The sequence below is a fragment of the Leptolyngbya sp. FACHB-1624 genome, from assembly GCF_047649235.1.
GTDB classification, from domain to species: Bacteria; Cyanobacteriota; Cyanobacteriia; order Leptolyngbyales; family Leptolyngbyaceae; genus Leptolyngbya; species Leptolyngbya boryana.
Genome location: NZ_CP180258.1, coordinates 1,227,508 through 1,242,360, shown reverse-complemented (window position 1 = coordinate 1,242,360; position 14,853 = coordinate 1,227,508). Strand labels below are relative to the sequence as shown.

The 14,853-nt window shown below is 47.2% G+C and carries 17 protein-coding genes; 6 read left to right on the top strand and 11 right to left on the bottom strand.

What is annotated here, in order from left to right; genetic code table 11:
* Positions 1 to 3: 3 nt before the first annotated feature.
* Together ACMUEV_RS05685 and ACMUEV_RS05680 are read right to left on the bottom strand one after the other, a co-directional pair.
* Complete coding sequence (locus ACMUEV_RS05685; protein ID WP_017290233.1) at positions 4 to 1,518, bottom strand: NADH-quinone oxidoreductase subunit M; 1,515 nt, start codon at positions 1,516 to 1,518, stop codon at positions 4 to 6.
* Positions 1,519 to 1,541: 23 nt separating this feature from the next.
* Entirely contained in the window at positions 1,542 to 3,377 is a 1,836-nt protein-coding gene (locus ACMUEV_RS05680) for an NAD(P)H-quinone oxidoreductase subunit F (RefSeq protein ID WP_017290234.1), read from the bottom strand.
* 471 nt (positions 3,378 to 3,848) lie between these two features.
* On the opposite strand from ACMUEV_RS05680, the gene ACMUEV_RS05675 reads away from it, so the two are divergent.
* From ACMUEV_RS05675 to ACMUEV_RS05655, 5 genes are all read left to right on the top strand, one after another.
* Positions 3,849 to 4,157 (top strand): carbon dioxide-concentrating mechanism protein CcmK, encoded by a 309-nt coding sequence (locus ACMUEV_RS05675; protein WP_017290236.1) that lies wholly within the window; start codon positions 3,849 to 3,851, stop codon positions 4,155 to 4,157.
* Positions 4,158 to 4,220: 63 nt separating this feature from the next.
* A complete protein-coding gene (locus ACMUEV_RS05670; RefSeq protein ID WP_017290237.1) occupies positions 4,221 to 4,562 on the top strand; it encodes a carbon dioxide-concentrating mechanism protein CcmK in 342 nt (113 codons plus the stop codon).
* 6 nt (positions 4,563 to 4,568) lie between these two features.
* Entirely contained in the window at positions 4,569 to 4,868 is a 300-nt protein-coding gene (locus tag ACMUEV_RS05665) for a EutN/CcmL family microcompartment protein (protein WP_017290238.1), read from the top strand.
* Between the two features lie 59 nt (positions 4,869 to 4,927).
* Complete coding sequence (locus ACMUEV_RS05660; RefSeq protein ID WP_190653043.1) at positions 4,928 to 6,952, top strand: ribulose bisphosphate carboxylase small subunit; 2,025 nt, start codon at positions 4,928 to 4,930, stop codon at positions 6,950 to 6,952.
* 8 nt (positions 6,953 to 6,960) lie between these two features.
* On the top strand, positions 6,961 to 7,614 hold the full coding sequence (locus ACMUEV_RS05655) for a hypothetical protein (protein WP_190653042.1): 654 nt from the start codon (positions 6,961 to 6,963) through the stop codon (positions 7,612 to 7,614).
* 48 nt (positions 7,615 to 7,662) lie between these two features.
* Here ACMUEV_RS05655 and ACMUEV_RS05650 read toward each other — a convergent pair whose 3' ends face one another.
* The gene (locus ACMUEV_RS05650) at positions 7,663 to 8,223 is read right to left on the bottom strand and encodes a toll/interleukin-1 receptor domain-containing protein (protein ID WP_190653041.1); all 561 of its coding nucleotides are present in this window, start codon (positions 8,221 to 8,223) and stop codon (positions 7,663 to 7,665) included.
* Between the two features lie 100 nt (positions 8,224 to 8,323).
* Between ACMUEV_RS05650 and ACMUEV_RS05645 the strand changes: the two genes are divergently transcribed.
* Positions 8,324 to 9,069, top strand: a protein-coding gene (locus ACMUEV_RS05645; protein ID WP_415354656.1) for an IS1 family transposase whose coding sequence is annotated in 2 segments (ribosomal slippage) — positions 8,324 to 8,579 and positions 8,579 to 9,069 — 747 coding nt in all. Because the reading frame shifts where the segments join, the coding sequence is not laid out codon by codon here.
* Between the two features lie 24 nt (positions 9,070 to 9,093).
* Here ACMUEV_RS05645 and ACMUEV_RS05640 read toward each other — a convergent pair.
* The 8 genes from ACMUEV_RS05640 to aspS all read right to left on the bottom strand — a co-directional run bounded on the left by ACMUEV_RS05640 (position 9,094) and on the right by aspS (position 14,776).
* A complete protein-coding gene (locus ACMUEV_RS05640; RefSeq protein WP_415354740.1) occupies positions 9,094 to 9,525 on the bottom strand; it encodes a hypothetical protein in 432 nt (143 codons plus the stop codon).
* 167 nt (positions 9,526 to 9,692) lie between these two features.
* Complete coding sequence (locus ACMUEV_RS05635) at positions 9,693 to 10,484, bottom strand: IS5 family transposase (RefSeq protein ID WP_415354614.1); 792 nt, start codon at positions 10,482 to 10,484, stop codon at positions 9,693 to 9,695.
* Between the two features lie 397 nt (positions 10,485 to 10,881).
* On the bottom strand, positions 10,882 to 11,268 hold the full coding sequence (locus ACMUEV_RS05630) for a type II toxin-antitoxin system VapC family toxin (protein WP_190650629.1): 387 nt from the start codon (positions 11,266 to 11,268) through the stop codon (positions 10,882 to 10,884).
* A complete protein-coding gene (locus ACMUEV_RS05625) occupies positions 11,265 to 11,492 on the bottom strand; it encodes a type II toxin-antitoxin system Phd/YefM family antitoxin (protein WP_190650631.1) in 228 nt (75 codons plus the stop codon). Before ACMUEV_RS05625 ends, ACMUEV_RS05630 begins: the two co-directional genes overlap by 4 nt.
* A gap of 111 nt (positions 11,493 to 11,603) precedes the next feature.
* A complete protein-coding gene (locus ACMUEV_RS05620) occupies positions 11,604 to 11,969 on the bottom strand; it encodes a type II toxin-antitoxin system RelE family toxin (protein WP_190650632.1) in 366 nt (121 codons plus the stop codon).
* Positions 11,962 to 12,204, bottom strand: coding sequence for a hypothetical protein (locus ACMUEV_RS05615; protein ID WP_190650748.1), 243 nt, complete (start codon positions 12,202 to 12,204; stop codon positions 11,962 to 11,964). The genes ACMUEV_RS05620 and ACMUEV_RS05615 overlap by 8 nt, the downstream gene beginning before the upstream one ends.
* 160 nt (positions 12,205 to 12,364) lie before the next feature.
* Complete coding sequence (locus ACMUEV_RS05610) at positions 12,365 to 12,835, bottom strand: Tab2 family RNA-binding protein (RefSeq protein WP_190650634.1); 471 nt, start codon at positions 12,833 to 12,835, stop codon at positions 12,365 to 12,367.
* 144 nt (positions 12,836 to 12,979) lie between these two features.
* On the bottom strand, positions 12,980 to 14,776 hold the full coding sequence (gene aspS / locus ACMUEV_RS05605; protein ID WP_190650636.1) for an aspartate--tRNA ligase: 1,797 nt from the start codon (positions 14,774 to 14,776) through the stop codon (positions 12,980 to 12,982).
* Positions 14,777 to 14,853: the final 77 nt, after the last annotated feature.

Here is a 14,853-nt window from a genome sequence, read left to right as displayed (position 1 = left end):
TCTCTACTCCATCGGTAAACTTGAAACGGGTTCGATCGAGGAATGGGTTTTCGCGATCGTCGAATATTCTTGCAACATGGCGGTCGTCGTACTTTCTGTCCACCGAATCATCCAACTCGGCTGCAATCCAAACACGACAATCAATGCGGCTAACACAAACGAAGGCGCACGCTCAGACCACTGTACCGGAGGCAAATTTGCAAACTGATCGGGCAAGCGTCCAAAGAACGTCCGATTCACCAACAGCAAGAAATAAACCGCAGTTAAGCCTGTCCCAATCATGCTGAGCAACGTTTGCAGTGGAAATGCATTAAAGCTCCCTCTAAAAATTAAAAACTCAGAGATAAATCCGACCATTCCAGGAATTCCAGCACTCGCCATCACGCCCACAATCATCAAACTTCCGATAATCGGCAAGCCTTTTTCAGGAGCAAGTAATCCTTTGAGAACGGTAATATCGCGAGTCCCGGTCTTGGTATACACCACACCTACTAATGCAAAGAGCAGCGCCGAAATCAATCCATGACTGATCATCTGGAAAACTGCGCCCAACATACTCAACGGTGTTGCTGCTGCTGCTGCCAGCAAGATGAATCCCATATGCCCGACAGAACTGTAAGCCACCATCTTTTTCATATCGGTTTGAGCGATCGCAGTGAATGCTCCAAATAGCACGCTTACCACTGCCCAAATCGCTAGACCCGGAGCCAAAGTTGCCCAAGCTTGCGGAAATAGCTGCAACCCAAATCGCAGCAATCCATAAGTTCCGAGCTTCAACAACACCCCAGCCAGTAAAACTGAAATCGGAGTCGAAGCTTCGACGTGAGCATCCGGCAACCAAGTATGCAGCGGAAACAGAGGAATCTTGATGCCAAATCCGATCAGAATTGCACCGAGCAAAATGATCTGAGTGGCTAACGGCAACGTCTGAGAGAGGGTTGGATTATATTCAAACGAACTAGCTCCACTTAACCAAGTCAGACCTAAAAACGCCATCAGAATCAAAATTCCTGAAACTGCGGTGTAGATCAAAAACTTGGTCGAAGCATATCCCCGTCTCGCTCCGCCCCAAATCGCAATCAGCAGATAGAGCGGAATCAGTTCCATCTCGTAGAACAAGAAAAACAGCAGCAGATTATGAGAGAGAAATGCTCCTGCAACTGCCGCATTAATCACAAGCACGAGCGCATAGTATAAGCGCGATCGCTGAACCTTCAAATCCGTTGAAAACAGCGCAATCAGCGTCAAAAAGCTATTCAGCACAATCAACGGCAGCGACAATCCATCTAGCCCTAGGCGGTAAGTCAACCCCAAAGGTTCTAACCAGGGAATATTCTCACTAAATTGCAGGCCGATATTAATCACATCAAACTGGGTCGCCACCACGAGCGAAACAATAAGCGTGAGACTGATCACCGCGATCGCGCTTCTTCTCACCACCAAATCTGAGATCGATCCTGGCAACAGTCCAACCACGATCGCACCCAGTATGGGAATCCAAATCAATGCACTTAACATAAGCGATTCCGAAGTTTAGAAAGTTACCACATCGACCAAGTGAGCAAAGCTCCCAGCAATCCTACGACCAACGCGATCGTCAACATATAAGCTTGAGAGCGCCCAGAAGCACTATATTTCAGCGTCTCACCACTCAAAATAGAAGCAAGCCCAACTAAATTCACCACACCATCGACAATATAGCGATCGAACCATGCACTAAATTGCGAAATCGAACTGACTAACAGCACAACACTGAACCGATACAGCCGATCAATATAAAAGTCATACGCTAAGAAATCTTGCACAAACCGCAGTGGAGCCTGAATCGGGCGAGTCCAAGCATAGTTGAGCTTCAGTGAGGCTCCCAACGCACAGCCTGTAATCCCTGACATCAGCAACAACCCCGCGGCTGACCAATTCATAAACTCCCAACTGGGCAAAAGCTGCAACGAATTCAAGATGACCGGAACGAGTAAGGTCACCACACTCAGCGAAATCATCGGCACTGCCATTGTCCAAGGGACTTCTGGCGCACGTCGCGTTTTTGGCTGTGGATTGCCCATAAACACTAAGCGATACACTCTCGTCAAACTCAGCGCTGTCAAAGCATTCACCGCTAAGATCACAACAATCAACCAAGGCTCGCCATACCAAAAATCATCTAAGCCTCGCTGCAATGCCCAAAATCCGCCCAGTGGCAGCAAGCCAACTAATCCTGCGGCTCCGGTCAAAAATGCGGTCGTCGTTGCAGGCATTCTCGACCACAATCCGCCCATTTCTGTAATGTCTTGACCACTGGTCGTCAGAATAATCGAGCCAGTACTCATAAATAAAAGCGCTTTCGCGATCGCATGAGCAAACAGCAAAATCAACGCGAAATCTGTCCAACCAATTCCAACCGCAATAAAGACTAATCCTAAATAAGCACTCGTCGAATGGGATAACGCTCGTTTGATGTCAATCTGAGCAAGAGAAACTAATGAAGTCCCGATCGCCGTTACTGTCCCAAGCGCCACTAAAGCAGTCGAAGCGACCGGAGACAAACTAATAATCGGTTGCAGCTTAATCAAGACATAAGCTCCACACCCCACAACGACCGAATTTCTCAAAATCGAAGCTGGATTCGGTCCTTCCATTGCTTCATCAAGCCAGAGGTGCAGCGGAAACTGAGCACATTTCCCAATCGGGCCTGAAATCAAAGCCAATCCGAGCAAAGCCGAAACAGTAGGGGACAACTCTGCATGTTCCGCCCACTCATATAAATCTGGAAAATTCAAGCTACCAGAGAATGCTGAAAGGGCAACGACACCCATCAGAAGCAATACATCCCCAACTCGTTTTGTTAGAAACGCATCTCGTGCCGCCGTCACGACCAAAGGCTGTGCATACCAGAACCCAACTAATAAATAAGTTGAGAGCGTCAGCATTTCCAACAGCGCGTAGGTCAGAAATAGTGAATTACTGATCACTAGCCCGCTCATTGCGGCTTCAAAAAAGCCCATCAGCCCGAAAAACCGACCCAATGCCCAGTCTTTCTCCATGTAGCCGATCGCAAAGAATTGAGCCAGCAAACTCAACCCTGTAATGACCCCCATCGCCCCAACGCTGATTGGAGAAAGTTCCAGCGAAAACGTCAGATCCAAATCTGCCGCCTTCAACCAATGAATATCAAAATACTGGGGTTCCTGTCCCCAGACCGCACTAAATAGTGCCAATCCATGCACAAACGCCAGCACCGTCGTCAATATATTGAGATACGCCGCTGGACGCTGACCGGAAGACTGAATCAATCCCACCGACCAAGGTAGGGTTAGGATTGCACCCAGTAACCCATAACACGGAACCCACCAGCTTGTTTCAATTAGGAACTGCTGCATCTTTCTCCGCTCACAATCGTTAAGTTTGATAAAAATGCCCCCCGACCGCTCAAACCTGGGGAGCCTCAAAAGGTTGTCTTCAAATAGAACGCTTTAAAAATGCTTGAGATTCAGCTTAGCGTCTCGACTGTGGAAAAGTAAAATGCGATCGATAGACAGAACCAATCATTGTGATTCACTTGGACTTATATAGATTTATTTTATAATTTATTAATATTTTATACATTGCCTAGAAATCGTTCTATGGTTAAAAGTTGACGAACTGAGATGCCGTTTCTACATCAGCCCAACTTATGTCAGAAATTTGCAACTATCATTGGACTTTATATTGCCAAGGGTCAGGCTCGACTCTATTCTTTTAAGTATGGCACTGTGGAAGATTCAAAAAGGCTAAGGATGATGGGCGATCCCCGTCGCTTCTTTCAGTTTAAGATGATGAATTAGTTCCACCTAACTTTTGGAGAATCGAAAATGCCGATCGCTGTGGGAATGATTGAGACGCGGGGCTTCCCGGCTGTGGTGGAAGCCGCAGACGCGATGGTGAAAGCCGCTCGTGTCACCCTGGTTGGCTATGAAAAGATTGGTAGCGGTCGCGTGACTGTTATCGTTCGGGGCGATGTTTCTGAAGTACAAGCTTCTTTGGCAGCGGGATTGGAATCAATCAAGCGCGTCAACGGAGGCGAAACTGCTTCAAGTCACATCATCGCGCGTCCACATGAGAACTTAGAATATGTGTTGCCGATTCGATATACCGAAGCGGTTGAACAATTCCGAAGTTAGCGTTTGACGCAAGTTTGTCTGGTTTGAATTGACATCGTTTTTTGATTGGAAGGGAGAATTACAATGGCTATTGCAGTTGGCATGATCGAAACGTTAGGGTTTCCCGCAGTTGTGGAAGCCGCAGACGCAATGGTCAAAGCAGCTCGTGTCACCTTGGTTGGATACGAAAAGATCGGTAGCGGTCGCGTAACTGTGATCGTGCGAGGCGACGTTTCCGAAGTGCAAGCTTCAGTCGCGGCTGGAATTGAAAATGTGAAGCGCGTTAACGGCGGACAAGTTCTGTCAACTCACATCATCGCGCGCCCGCACGAAAACCTCGAATACGTGCTGCCGATCCGTTACACCGAGGCAGTTGAACCGTTCCGTGAAAGCGTGAGCGGCATCCGTCCGTTGAACCGTCCATAATCCCTGATGCAAATTGCGAAAGTTCGGGGAACCGTTGTTAGCACTCAGAAGGAGCCGAGCCTGAGAGGGGTAAAGTTTCTTCTGGTGGAATTCCTAGATGAGGAAGGGCAGCCACTTTCAGTCTACGAAGTGGCTGCGGACAACGTTGGCGCAGGGGTCGATGAATGGGTTTTAGTGAGTCGTGGCAGTGCGGCGAGACAGGTTCCCGGTAGCGAGAACCGTCCCGTCGATGCGGCTGTGATCGCCATTATTGATACAGTGAGCGTGGATAATCGCCCGCTGTACAACAAAGGAACTCAATACTAGAAGCTTCTCCCTGCACAGATTTAGCTTGCTGAATGTGCGGTTTTGTTAGGAGAAAAGATATGGCAGTCCGTAGCTATGCGGCTCCGCCTACCCCGTGGTCGCAAACCCTAGCTGAACCGAAAATTGATGAGTCAGCGCAAGTTCACTCATTCTCAAATCTGATCGGCGATGTGCGGATCGGGGCGAATGTGTTGATTGCGCCGGGGACATCAATTCGGGCAGATGAAGGGAATCCGTTTTTCATTGGACAAAATTCCAAAGTGCAAGACGGAGTTGTGATTCATGGATTAGAGCAGGGGAGAGTCGTTGGGGACGACGGAAATTCCTATTCGGTCTGGATTGGAAACAATACTTCGATCACCCACATGGCACTGATTCACGGACCTGCCTATGTGGGTGACGGTTGTTTTATTGGATTTCGATCGACGGTGTTTAACGCCCGAATCGGAGAGGGTTGCATTGTGATGATGCACGCACTGGTTCAAGATGTCGAAATTCCGGCTGGGAAGCTTGTACCGTCCGGTGCAGTGATTACAACCCAGCAGCAAGCCGATCGATTACCAGAAGTGAGTGAGCGCGATCGCGCCTTTGCGACTTATATGGTCGGTGTGAATTCGGCATTGAATGTTCCCAGTGCCAGAAATGCGGCTGTTCCGAGTCGGGATGCCGCGAATCAGTCCACAGCAGATGTTAAAGCTAGCAGTAGCGCTACAGAAAATGGGTCAACTATGAGCGGCGAAGTTATTAACCACGTTCGGCAATTGCTGGCGCAAGGATATCGGATCGGGTCAGAACATGCAGATAAGCGGCAGTTCCAGACCAGTTCTTGGAAAAGTTGTGCGCCGATTCAAGCAACAAACGAGTCCGGTGTTTTGGCAGCATTACAAGCCTGCCTTGCAGAACACAGTGGCGAGTATGTTCGCTTGATCGGAATTGATACGAAGAATAAGCGACGAGTTTTAGAGGCAATTATTCAGCGTCCGGGCGACAAGCCTGTATCGTTGGGTGGCGGTTCGAGCTATGCGGCAGCTCCGTCTTATAGCAATTCGTCTTACAGCAGTCAGCCTGCTTCTAACGGCAATGGCTATAGTGCAGGCGGTTTAGATTCGGCAGTTTTGGCTCAAATCCGCCAAATCTTGTCGAGGGGCGGACGCATCGGAACCGAACATGCTGATAAGCGGCAGTTCCAGACTAGCTCTTGGAAAAGCTGTGCGCCGATTCAGTCTACGCAAGAATCTGCGGTGGTCAGTGAACTGCAGCGCTGTTTGGCAGAGCATAGCGGTGAATATGTTCGCTTAATCGGGATTGATACTCAGAATAAGCGTCGGATGTTGGAAACCATCATTCAACGTCCGGATGGTAAGCCTGTCGCTCAACCGACTTCGCATGTTGCGGCTCCGGCTTCTGCGCCTTCAGGTGGTAGCGGCGGTTCGACTTCGGGCGACGTTGCTGATCAAATCAATCAACTGCTAGCTCAAGGTGCAGTGATCGGTTTGGAATTTGCGGATGAGCGACGCTTTAAATATGGCTCTTGGAACAGTGCACCTCCGATTCAGGCGGGTTCTGCTTCGCAAGCCTTGGCTTCTCTCAATGCTTTCTTACACGAACACAGCCATGACTATGTTCGCTTAGTTGGTGTTGATCCGAGACAGAAAAAGCGCATTGCTGAAGTCGTGATTCACCGTCCGGGAAAAGCTCATGCTTCTAACGGCAATGGTTACAGCGGTTCTGCTGCTTCTGAGCCTCCGATGTACAATGCACCTGCAAGCTACAAATCTGAGCCTCCGCTTTATACGCCTTCTAGCAATGGTAACGGTCGTCTAAGTTCGGATACTGTGGATCAGATTCGTCAGTTTGTGCGTCAAGGCTACAAGATTGGGGTAGAGTTCGCGGATCAGCGACGCTACAAGACCAGTTCTTGGCAGACTGCGACTTCGATTCAGACGAGCCGCGATGCTGAGGCAATCTTAGAGGTTGAAGCTGCGATCGCGAACTATTCTGGTCTGTATGTTCGTTTAATCGGAATTGATCCGAAAGCAAAGCGACGTGTGGCTGAGTTAGTGATTCAACAGCCAGGTAAGTAGTAACTCCAATGCAATCGCCGCCCCTACAACTATTGCCCGTGAGTACGACCCACTATTATGTGAGTGGTGATGTCACGATCCATGCAGGGGCAGCGATCGCACCTGGGGTTTTGCTGCAAGCTGATCCGGGTTGTCAAATTGTGATTCGTGCCAGCGTTTGTGTTGGGCTTGGCTCGGTGATTCATGCTCATGATGGAGCGATCGAAGTCGGCGAGGGTGTGATCATCGGGGCTGGGGTGTTATTGATTGGATCGGTGATCGTTGGCGATCGCGCTTGTGTCGGATCGGGGACGACGGTGATGAATCGATCGATTGAGAGTTTGTCGATCGTGCCTCCGGGATCTTTGATGGTGCAGCAAGCGAATGTCGAAGAAGTAGCGTCAACAGAAGAAGAAGTATTTGAGCCTGGATTTTGTCCACCGCCACCTGAGGAGACCAGTGCGGAAGAGGCTCCACAAGATAATAACGGTTCAGCACCAGAAGTAGAAACGGCTGAGACGAACGGATCGAAGCCGGATGCTGAGATGAATGGATCAAAGCCGACACCAGAGCCGCAAGAGTCGGATGAGATTGAGTCGCCTACTTCCCAAAATGGGCAGGTGTATGGGCAGGCGTATGTGAATCGGCTGTTAGGGAAGATGTTTCCGAATCAACAGAGGTAATGGGAATGAGCGATCGCCTCGCGTAAAACACCATGCATCGGCTTAATTCTAAAGTTCCGGCTGCTGATACTGAATTGCGCAGATCTCTAAAGATTTAATTAAGCGTTCAAAGCCTTGTTTTTGAAAGAGGTCAACCCATTGTATTCCACTAAGTCGATCAGGAAGTAAACATTCCTCTAGCCTTGCGGGGATAAGGAAGATTGAACCTTCAGGTTTTTCATCAGCGACATCAAGAGCGTACTTAATTTTCTTTTGAACAAAACCAGCCTTATTGACTGATGTGCGCGATAGACAAACTATGACTACGTCACTTATTTTTACTGCTTGTGCAATTTCATATCTCCAGTCTTGTCCAGGTAGTAGATTTTCTTCATCGAGCCAAGGCTCAATTCCAAGGCTTAGAAGTTGATTGTAGAGTTGCCGTACAGCAGGTTTATCTTCGCTACCGTGACATAAAAACACCTTTAGAGGTTTACCAGAAAGAGAAAGTTTCTGCTGCATCTTATTTAATTCACGTGCATAGGATAAGGCTTTTACAAAATCAGCTATGTTGACCCAATTTTTTCCCCGCATATGGTCAATCCAATCGATTTCGTTAACTCTACTCATCTCAATTGGATAATAATCAGTAAGACATTCTACGGCAGTGTTCTAGATGTGTGGATATATGGCAGAATGAAAACGATGTGTTAGAGGGCTGAGTCTAGAGATGGTCCTAGAACCTGTTCAATGTCCCGATTGCCAGAGTGTGGATGTCGTTAAGCATGGTCGCAGTGCTGCTGGAAAACAACGGTATTGTTGCCGTAACTTAGAGTGTTCCAGACGATCATTTATCTTGAACTTTAGCTATCGAGGACGACTGCCTGAAGTCAAAGCGCAAATCAGTGACATGGCAATCAACGGCAGTGGTATTCGTGATACCGCCAGAGTGTTGAAGATTAGCCCAACGACTGTGATTGAAACGCTGAAAAAAAGTCAAGCCAACTTGAACAAGTAAACACAAGTCTGCTCGAACAGCACCAACCGGATAACACGGCAGTCATGGTCGTCAGAGTCGAGGCGGCGGAGCTGGACGAGATGTGGAGTTTTGTCGAGTCAAAGCAGCATCAACGATGGTTGTGGCACGCGATTGACCATCAAACTGGAAAAGTACTTGCCTATGTGCTAGCCACCCATGAAGACTCAGCTCTTAAGCAACTTCAGCAACTGTTAGCTCCTTTTTCGATTCAGCGGTTTTACACCGATAGTTGGGGAGCTTACTTGCGATTGCTAGATGAGCAGCACCATACGGTTGGCAAAGCCAACACACAGCGCATTGAGCGGAAGCATCTAACTTTGAGAACTCGGATCAAGCGACTTGCCAGAAAGACGATCTGTTTTTCCAAGACTGAGAAGATGCATGATACTGTGATTGGATTATTCATCAACCGTCATGAGTTCGGGCGAGCAGTATAACGTTATGCCCACACATCTAGAACACTACCCACATTCTACTCCATAAGTAGTCACAGCCCAGGTATCATAACGCTGGATGAGGGGAGATACTTGAAAAAACTGTATAGCTTTTTCAAGAGTTATAATTCGCGACGAGTGCGCTAGAGATACAGTCTCGTCACTAGACTTACTGACAGTGCTACAGGTATCATCAAACGCTTCATAAGCTAACTTAGTCAAACTGCATTTATATAAATTCTTTTGGCTGAAATCACAAGTAAGATAATTCATGCGATCCAGTGCTTGAAGAGTTGTTGTTTTAATTTCAGGAACATTACCTGCATATCCAGCAATACCTGTCCCTTCAAATGTTTGAAAAATCCAAATTTCATCTTCCTCCAGTTTCCCAGATCGAACTTCTTGAACCAGCCAATTCAATAGTGTTTTCTGCCGTTCTGTTAGATTATTGCTTGCCATACTATGTCTCCGATGGTCTATGAGGAGAAGGTTGTTGACTGGCTTTCAATATATACGTACTCAAATCTTAATAGACAAATGTGTTTTGCCAATAGAAGCTTAAGCTTTGATTTTGATTTAGCATGGGAAATTAAGAGGGTGTTTTAAAAGTCGGAGTCGGTCAAATTTTATGCCAATCTCCTAACCATGATCCGAATCATTGCTAAGTAAATCCAAGTCTCTGAAGTTTCTGGAAGTAACTCATAATCCCGAACTAAGCGACGACAGTGCATCAGCCAGCCCAGAGTTCGTTCCACCACCCATCGCTTTTTGAGCAGGACAAAGCCTTTGGTTTGTTCCGGGCGTAAGACCACTTGGACAATCCAACGACAGATGGTGACCACCCAGTGCATAAAGGGAAAGCCATCGAAGCCGCCATCCACCCAAATCGTGTGTAGACGAGACACGGCTTTCCCGCGTTGTCGCACCCGCTGGAGAACAGTTTTGCCGCCGGCGCGTTCTGGGGTGCTGGCAGCAGTGACAAAGACCCGTAAGATCAATCCCAGCGTATCGACCGTGATGAATCGCTTGCGCCCTTTGATCACCTTACCTGCATCAAATCCGATTGCTGCATGCACTCCTGCCGCACTTTTCACGCTTTGGCTATCGACAATTGCTTCAGATGGGCTCGGAGAGCGCCCGACTTCGATGCGGATGCAGCGATAGAGACGGTCGTGAATGCTCAACCAGGTTCCATCCTTACGCCAATTACGAAAGTAAGTGTAGACCGTTTGCCAAGCTGGAAAATCTCCAGGTAACGCTCGCCACCGCACTCCTTCGACTAAAACATAAAAAATTGCATTGAGAATGTCCCATAAGTCTACTTCTCGCGGTCGTCCCCCTGGTTTTGCATCAGGTAGCAGGTCGCTCAACAATTCATATTGGGCAGGAGTGAGGTTACTGGGATACGATTTACTCATGTAGCTCTCTCGGTGCTGTGCTTTTACGTATTTACAGCTTATGACCGGAGAGCTTTTTTACAGCCTCAATTGTCTTTTAAAACATCCTCTAATCACAGATACAGATCCTCAATGAATTGCTCAAGCATAATCAACTTTGAATTTGAACGACTAGATGTTCGACTCGCTGAATTTTATTCCAATAGACCGCAGCCACTCACACTTTCTCCGCTTCTGGCAATTGCACAACCCTATTGACCGCCAGAATCCCCACTTCTGCATAAATTCATAACCTACTTCTAATTGTGCTTAGGATTCTCTAATTGGTTGGAGTTGTTGGACTTCCTCGGTCTACAATTCAGAAGGAGAAATGATATCGTTCGACACCCCTTGGCGTAAAAGTTCGACCGTAACTCTCCTACCAAAGCAGCGTTACTGAGTAATTTCCAAATTCGCCATCTTTTGACACCAGAGGTATTGATTCTGCCAGACTTTGAGCAATCATCAGCCGATCAAATGGATCTTTGTGATGAAACGGGAGCTTTGCCAAAGTGTCCAAATGCTCAGATTGAATTTGCAGCACTTCGATCGCATTGCCATAAACTTCATGCTGCATCAGTTCTGTAAAGGTCATACCGATATCAAGCTTGCCAATGCTAACTTTAATCGACATCTCCCAAAGACTCGCAACACTCAAAAACCTTTGATTATTCGGATCTTCGATTAAGGTTCTTGCTTTGTTGCTGAGATCAGAACTTCCTGCGATGAACCAGAGAAACGCATGGGTATCGAGCAACAATCTCATGGAGTGTATTCCTCAAAACCCTCCAATGGATCGTCAAAATCATCTGATATTTTGATACGTCCCCGCGCGCTGCCAAATTTGGGAACTGCAACTCGATCGACGATCGGCACAATCTTGAAAGCTGTTCCATCACTTCGGGTAATGATGACTTCCTCTCCCTTTGCTGCCTGCTCAATGAGCTCTACCAGTTGAGTTTCAGCTTCTTGCAGGTTAATTTGATACATTGATCGTGTCCCAAAAGGCTGATTCTCTGAATATAGCTTTTTATGGAGAAGATCGAGCGTTACTCCTAGTTCGATTTTCGCGATTGCTCTTCTAAATTTTGCGATCGCATCCTAATCATTCGTTGTTTCAGAAGTTGAGCTAAATCCTTTGATGATTTGCTGAATCTCTTCTACCTCAATATCCTCTTGCTCTGACTTTGAGTAAATATCTACTAACACAACCAAAGAATTTGATGAAATCCAGTAAATCAAACGATAACCGCCACTCTTTCCCTTCTGCGTATCGCTGTTTCTAACTCGCACTTTCATGACGCGAAAACCAACGCCAGAAATCTGATCTCCTAGAAATTCTCCAGTTTGTAACTGAGCAAGCACAGGTTGAAGATCGTTTGGGATTTGGCGATATTTCTTCGCAAGGTTCTTCAATTTGCGCTGAAACTCAGAAGTCAGACGAATCTCCACAGGCAGATCACTCAACGTCGATTCCCTCCCACAACTGAGACAGTGGTAAAGTTTGCCCCGTTATCGCTTGCTCCCAAGATTGCTGAAAGCTTGCTGCTGAGAACTCTGTATCAACTTCTGAGGTCGAAGTTTGAGTCTCTAGGGCATGAGATTGCTGAATCATTACCGAGAGCATTTTGAGAAGCTCAAGCTGTTCCGCAAAGGAGAGAGACTGAGCAAGATGAATGGCTTGTTGAAGTTCTACAGTCATAGTCTTCATGAAGTGTCTCTACCCCCCAATCTTGCCACATTTGTATCTGTAACTTACAAACTTTCAATTCGCCCTCTGTCAAAATCATCGACAGACAATCGATGATTCTTCTGCTTGAAAGCGATCGCTCAGTGCGTTGAGTTTAGATTTCACCAATCAGCTAAACACCTTGACTTCTAAGCAACCAAAACCCCGTATAGGTCATACCTGAATCATCAGGTTCAACTAACAAAAAATGCAATTGCTTACTTTCTTTCTTCCGTTGTTCAAACAATTGAGCAGCAGTGCGCATTTCTGGATCATCAAAGGTTGCAAGAATCCAACGATCGAGTTCTCCCGCATACAAAATTAGTCCATCCGGTGTCCCTGCGATCGCATTCATTGATCTCGGATCATTGGCTTGAATCCAACGGGCTAATTGCATCGATCGTCGTCCCCCGTCAATCACGACACCTGGGATTTGCGCCGTTGATGCAACTCCTAAATTCAAAGGATGCAAAGCTTCAGGCATATCTACGATCGGGATTGTCCGGTTGGAAATTGTTTCAACTAAATCACTTGATCGTAGAGAAGCAAATCGCCACTGTTCTCCCCAAAAATTGTCGGGTAAAGGCTGAGGAGGATTACGCATAAACTAGCAAAGTGCAGAACAGAGCCTATTCTACCTGTTTCTTAGGGTTGCTAGGCGATCTATCAACTTTGCTCGATCTCAGATCGGCATAATCCACAGAATGAGTCTCGACTTTATCCCTAAGTTGAATAAAGTCGAGACTTACTATGAAACGGCTGGCTTCGGCTTGTAAGTAGAAGCAACTTGTAGTTCTTTTAACTGCTTCTCATCAACACTAGAAGGTGCACTGGTTAACAAACAACGAGCCTGCTGTGTTTTCGGGAAAGCAATCACATCGCGAATTGAGTCTTCGCCAGAGAGCAACATGACCCAGCGATCGATTCCATAGGCAATCCCACCATGCGGAGGTGCGCCGTATTCAAATGCTTCGAGTAAGAAGCCGAATTTGTTTTGTGCTTCTTCTTCGGAAATTCCGATCGTTTCAAACACTTTCGCTTGCAGATCAGGTTGGTGAATCCGCACACTGCCACCACCGACTTCAAAACCATTGAAAGCAAGGTCATACGCTTGAGCGCGCGCAGTGGTCAAATCATTTACATCATCGGGATGGGGCGCTGTAAACGGATGGTGCAATGCTTCATATCGCTTCTCGTCAGCATTCCACTCGAACATTGGAAAATCGACAATCCAAAGTAAGCTGAGCTTATCCGGATCGATCATGCCGAGTTCATTGCCAAGGTACTGACGTAAGCGATCGAGGGTTTTATTCACCGTATTCGCATCGGCAGCAGCAAACAGTAGAAGATGTCCGGGTTTCGCATTCGTGCGCTTGAGGATTTCTTGCTTTTGTTCTTCGGTGAGATTGTCTTTGATTGCGCCGATCGTATCAATCTCGCCATCTTCACGCACTCGAATGTAAGCGAGTCCACGCGCACCCGCTTCGGACGCTTCTTTGAACACATCTCCGCCAGGCTTAATCCGAACATTGGAAATTGCATCGTTGCCATTTGGAATCGGGAGGATTTTTACTAATCCACCTTTTTTCACGGCATCCGCAAAGACTTTGAAACCGGAATCTTTCACGACATCGGAAACATCGACTAGCTCTAAGCCAAAACGAGTATCAGGCTTATCACTGCCATAGCGATCCATTGCTTCGGCATAGGTGAGACGCGGGAAAGGACGAGGAACTTCGATGCCTTTCATGGTTTTGAGAATGGTACAGACTAGACTTTCGTTCAGATCCAAGATTTCCTCTTGGCTCATGAAACTCATTTCCATGTCTAGCTGGGTAAATTCTGGCTGACGCTCAGCTCGCAAATCTTCATCACGGAAACAACGCGCAATTTGATAATAGCGATCGAGTCCTGAGACCATTAGCAATTGCTTAAATAGCTGAGGCGATTGCGGTAACGCATACCATTCGCCCGGATTAACGCGCGAAGGGACGAGATAGTCTCGCGCTCCCTCAGGTGTAGAACGAGTCAGAATCGGCGTTTCAACTTCCACAAAGCCTTCTTGATCTTCGAGGAACCGTCGCATCGTTTTGATCAATTGGTGGCGAAGTTGTAGATTGCGGCTCATGCGATCGCGGCGCAAATCGAGATAGCGATATTTCAAGCGCAATTCTTCGCGAACGGATTCTGTCTCAGCAGCAGAAACTTGGAAGGGCAATTGTTTGCGAACTGTGCTGAGAATTTCAATCTCATCTGCATAGATCTCGACTTCGCCCGTGGGAATCTTCGGATTCAGTGATTCATCAGGGCGCTTGGTCACCCGTCCAACAATCTTGATCACATACTCATTTCGCAGATCGCCCGCAATTTTGTAGGAATTCGGCGTGCGTTCTGGATCGCTAACGACCTGAACAATGCCTTCGCGATCGCGCAAATCGATAAAGATCACGTACCCGTGGTCACGTCGCCGATCCACCCATCCGAAGAGAGTGACCGTTTCACCAATATGATTCGCTCGAAGTTGACCACAGTACTGGGTACGCATATCTCAGAAATAAGGGGTTTAAAAATTAGAAAACCTCCTAATTATGCCGTAATCGGGGAACGATCGCGAGTGATATT

Bases quoted from the DNA above. Each gene is read 5' to 3' on its own strand.
- ACMUEV_RS05655 (WP_190653042.1), top strand. From the start codon at position 6,961: ATGCAATCGCCGCCCCTACAACTATTGCCCGTGAGTACGACCCACTAT.
- ACMUEV_RS05630 (WP_190650629.1), bottom strand. From the start codon at position 11,268: ATGAGATTGTTGCTCGATACCCATGCGTTTCTCTGGTTCATCGCAGGA.
- ACMUEV_RS05685 (WP_017290233.1), bottom strand. From the start codon at position 1,518: ATGTTAAGTGCATTGATTTGGATTCCCATACTGGGTGCGATCGTGGTT.
- aspS (WP_190650636.1), bottom strand. From the start codon at position 14,776: ATGCGTACCCAGTACTGTGGTCAACTTCGAGCGAATCATATTGGTGAA.
- ACMUEV_RS05680 (WP_017290234.1), bottom strand. From the start codon at position 3,377: ATGCAGCAGTTCCTAATTGAAACAAGCTGGTGGGTTCCGTGTTATGGG.
- ACMUEV_RS05635 (WP_415354614.1), bottom strand. From the start codon at position 10,484: ATGAGTAAATCGTATCCCAGTAACCTCACTCCTGCCCAATATGAATTG.
- ACMUEV_RS05670 (WP_017290237.1), top strand. From the start codon at position 4,221: ATGGCTATTGCAGTTGGCATGATCGAAACGTTAGGGTTTCCCGCAGTT.
- ACMUEV_RS05615 (WP_190650748.1), bottom strand. From the start codon at position 12,204: ATGACTGTAGAACTTCAACAAGCCATTCATCTTGCTCAGTCTCTCTCC.
- ACMUEV_RS05640 (WP_415354740.1), bottom strand. From the start codon at position 9,525: ATGGCAAGCAATAATCTAACAGAACGGCAGAAAACACTATTGAATTGG.
- ACMUEV_RS05675 (WP_017290236.1), top strand. From the start codon at position 3,849: ATGCCGATCGCTGTGGGAATGATTGAGACGCGGGGCTTCCCGGCTGTG.
- ACMUEV_RS05625 (WP_190650631.1), bottom strand. From the start codon at position 11,492: ATGTATCAAATTAACCTGCAAGAAGCTGAAACTCAACTGGTAGAGCTC.
- ACMUEV_RS05665 (WP_017290238.1), top strand. From the start codon at position 4,569: ATGCAAATTGCGAAAGTTCGGGGAACCGTTGTTAGCACTCAGAAGGAG.
- ACMUEV_RS05610 (WP_190650634.1), bottom strand. From the start codon at position 12,835: ATGCGTAATCCTCCTCAGCCTTTACCCGACAATTTTTGGGGAGAACAG.
- ACMUEV_RS05660 (WP_190653043.1), top strand. From the start codon at position 4,928: ATGGCAGTCCGTAGCTATGCGGCTCCGCCTACCCCGTGGTCGCAAACC.
- ACMUEV_RS05650 (WP_190653041.1), bottom strand. From the start codon at position 8,223: ATGAGTAGAGTTAACGAAATCGATTGGATTGACCATATGCGGGGAAAA.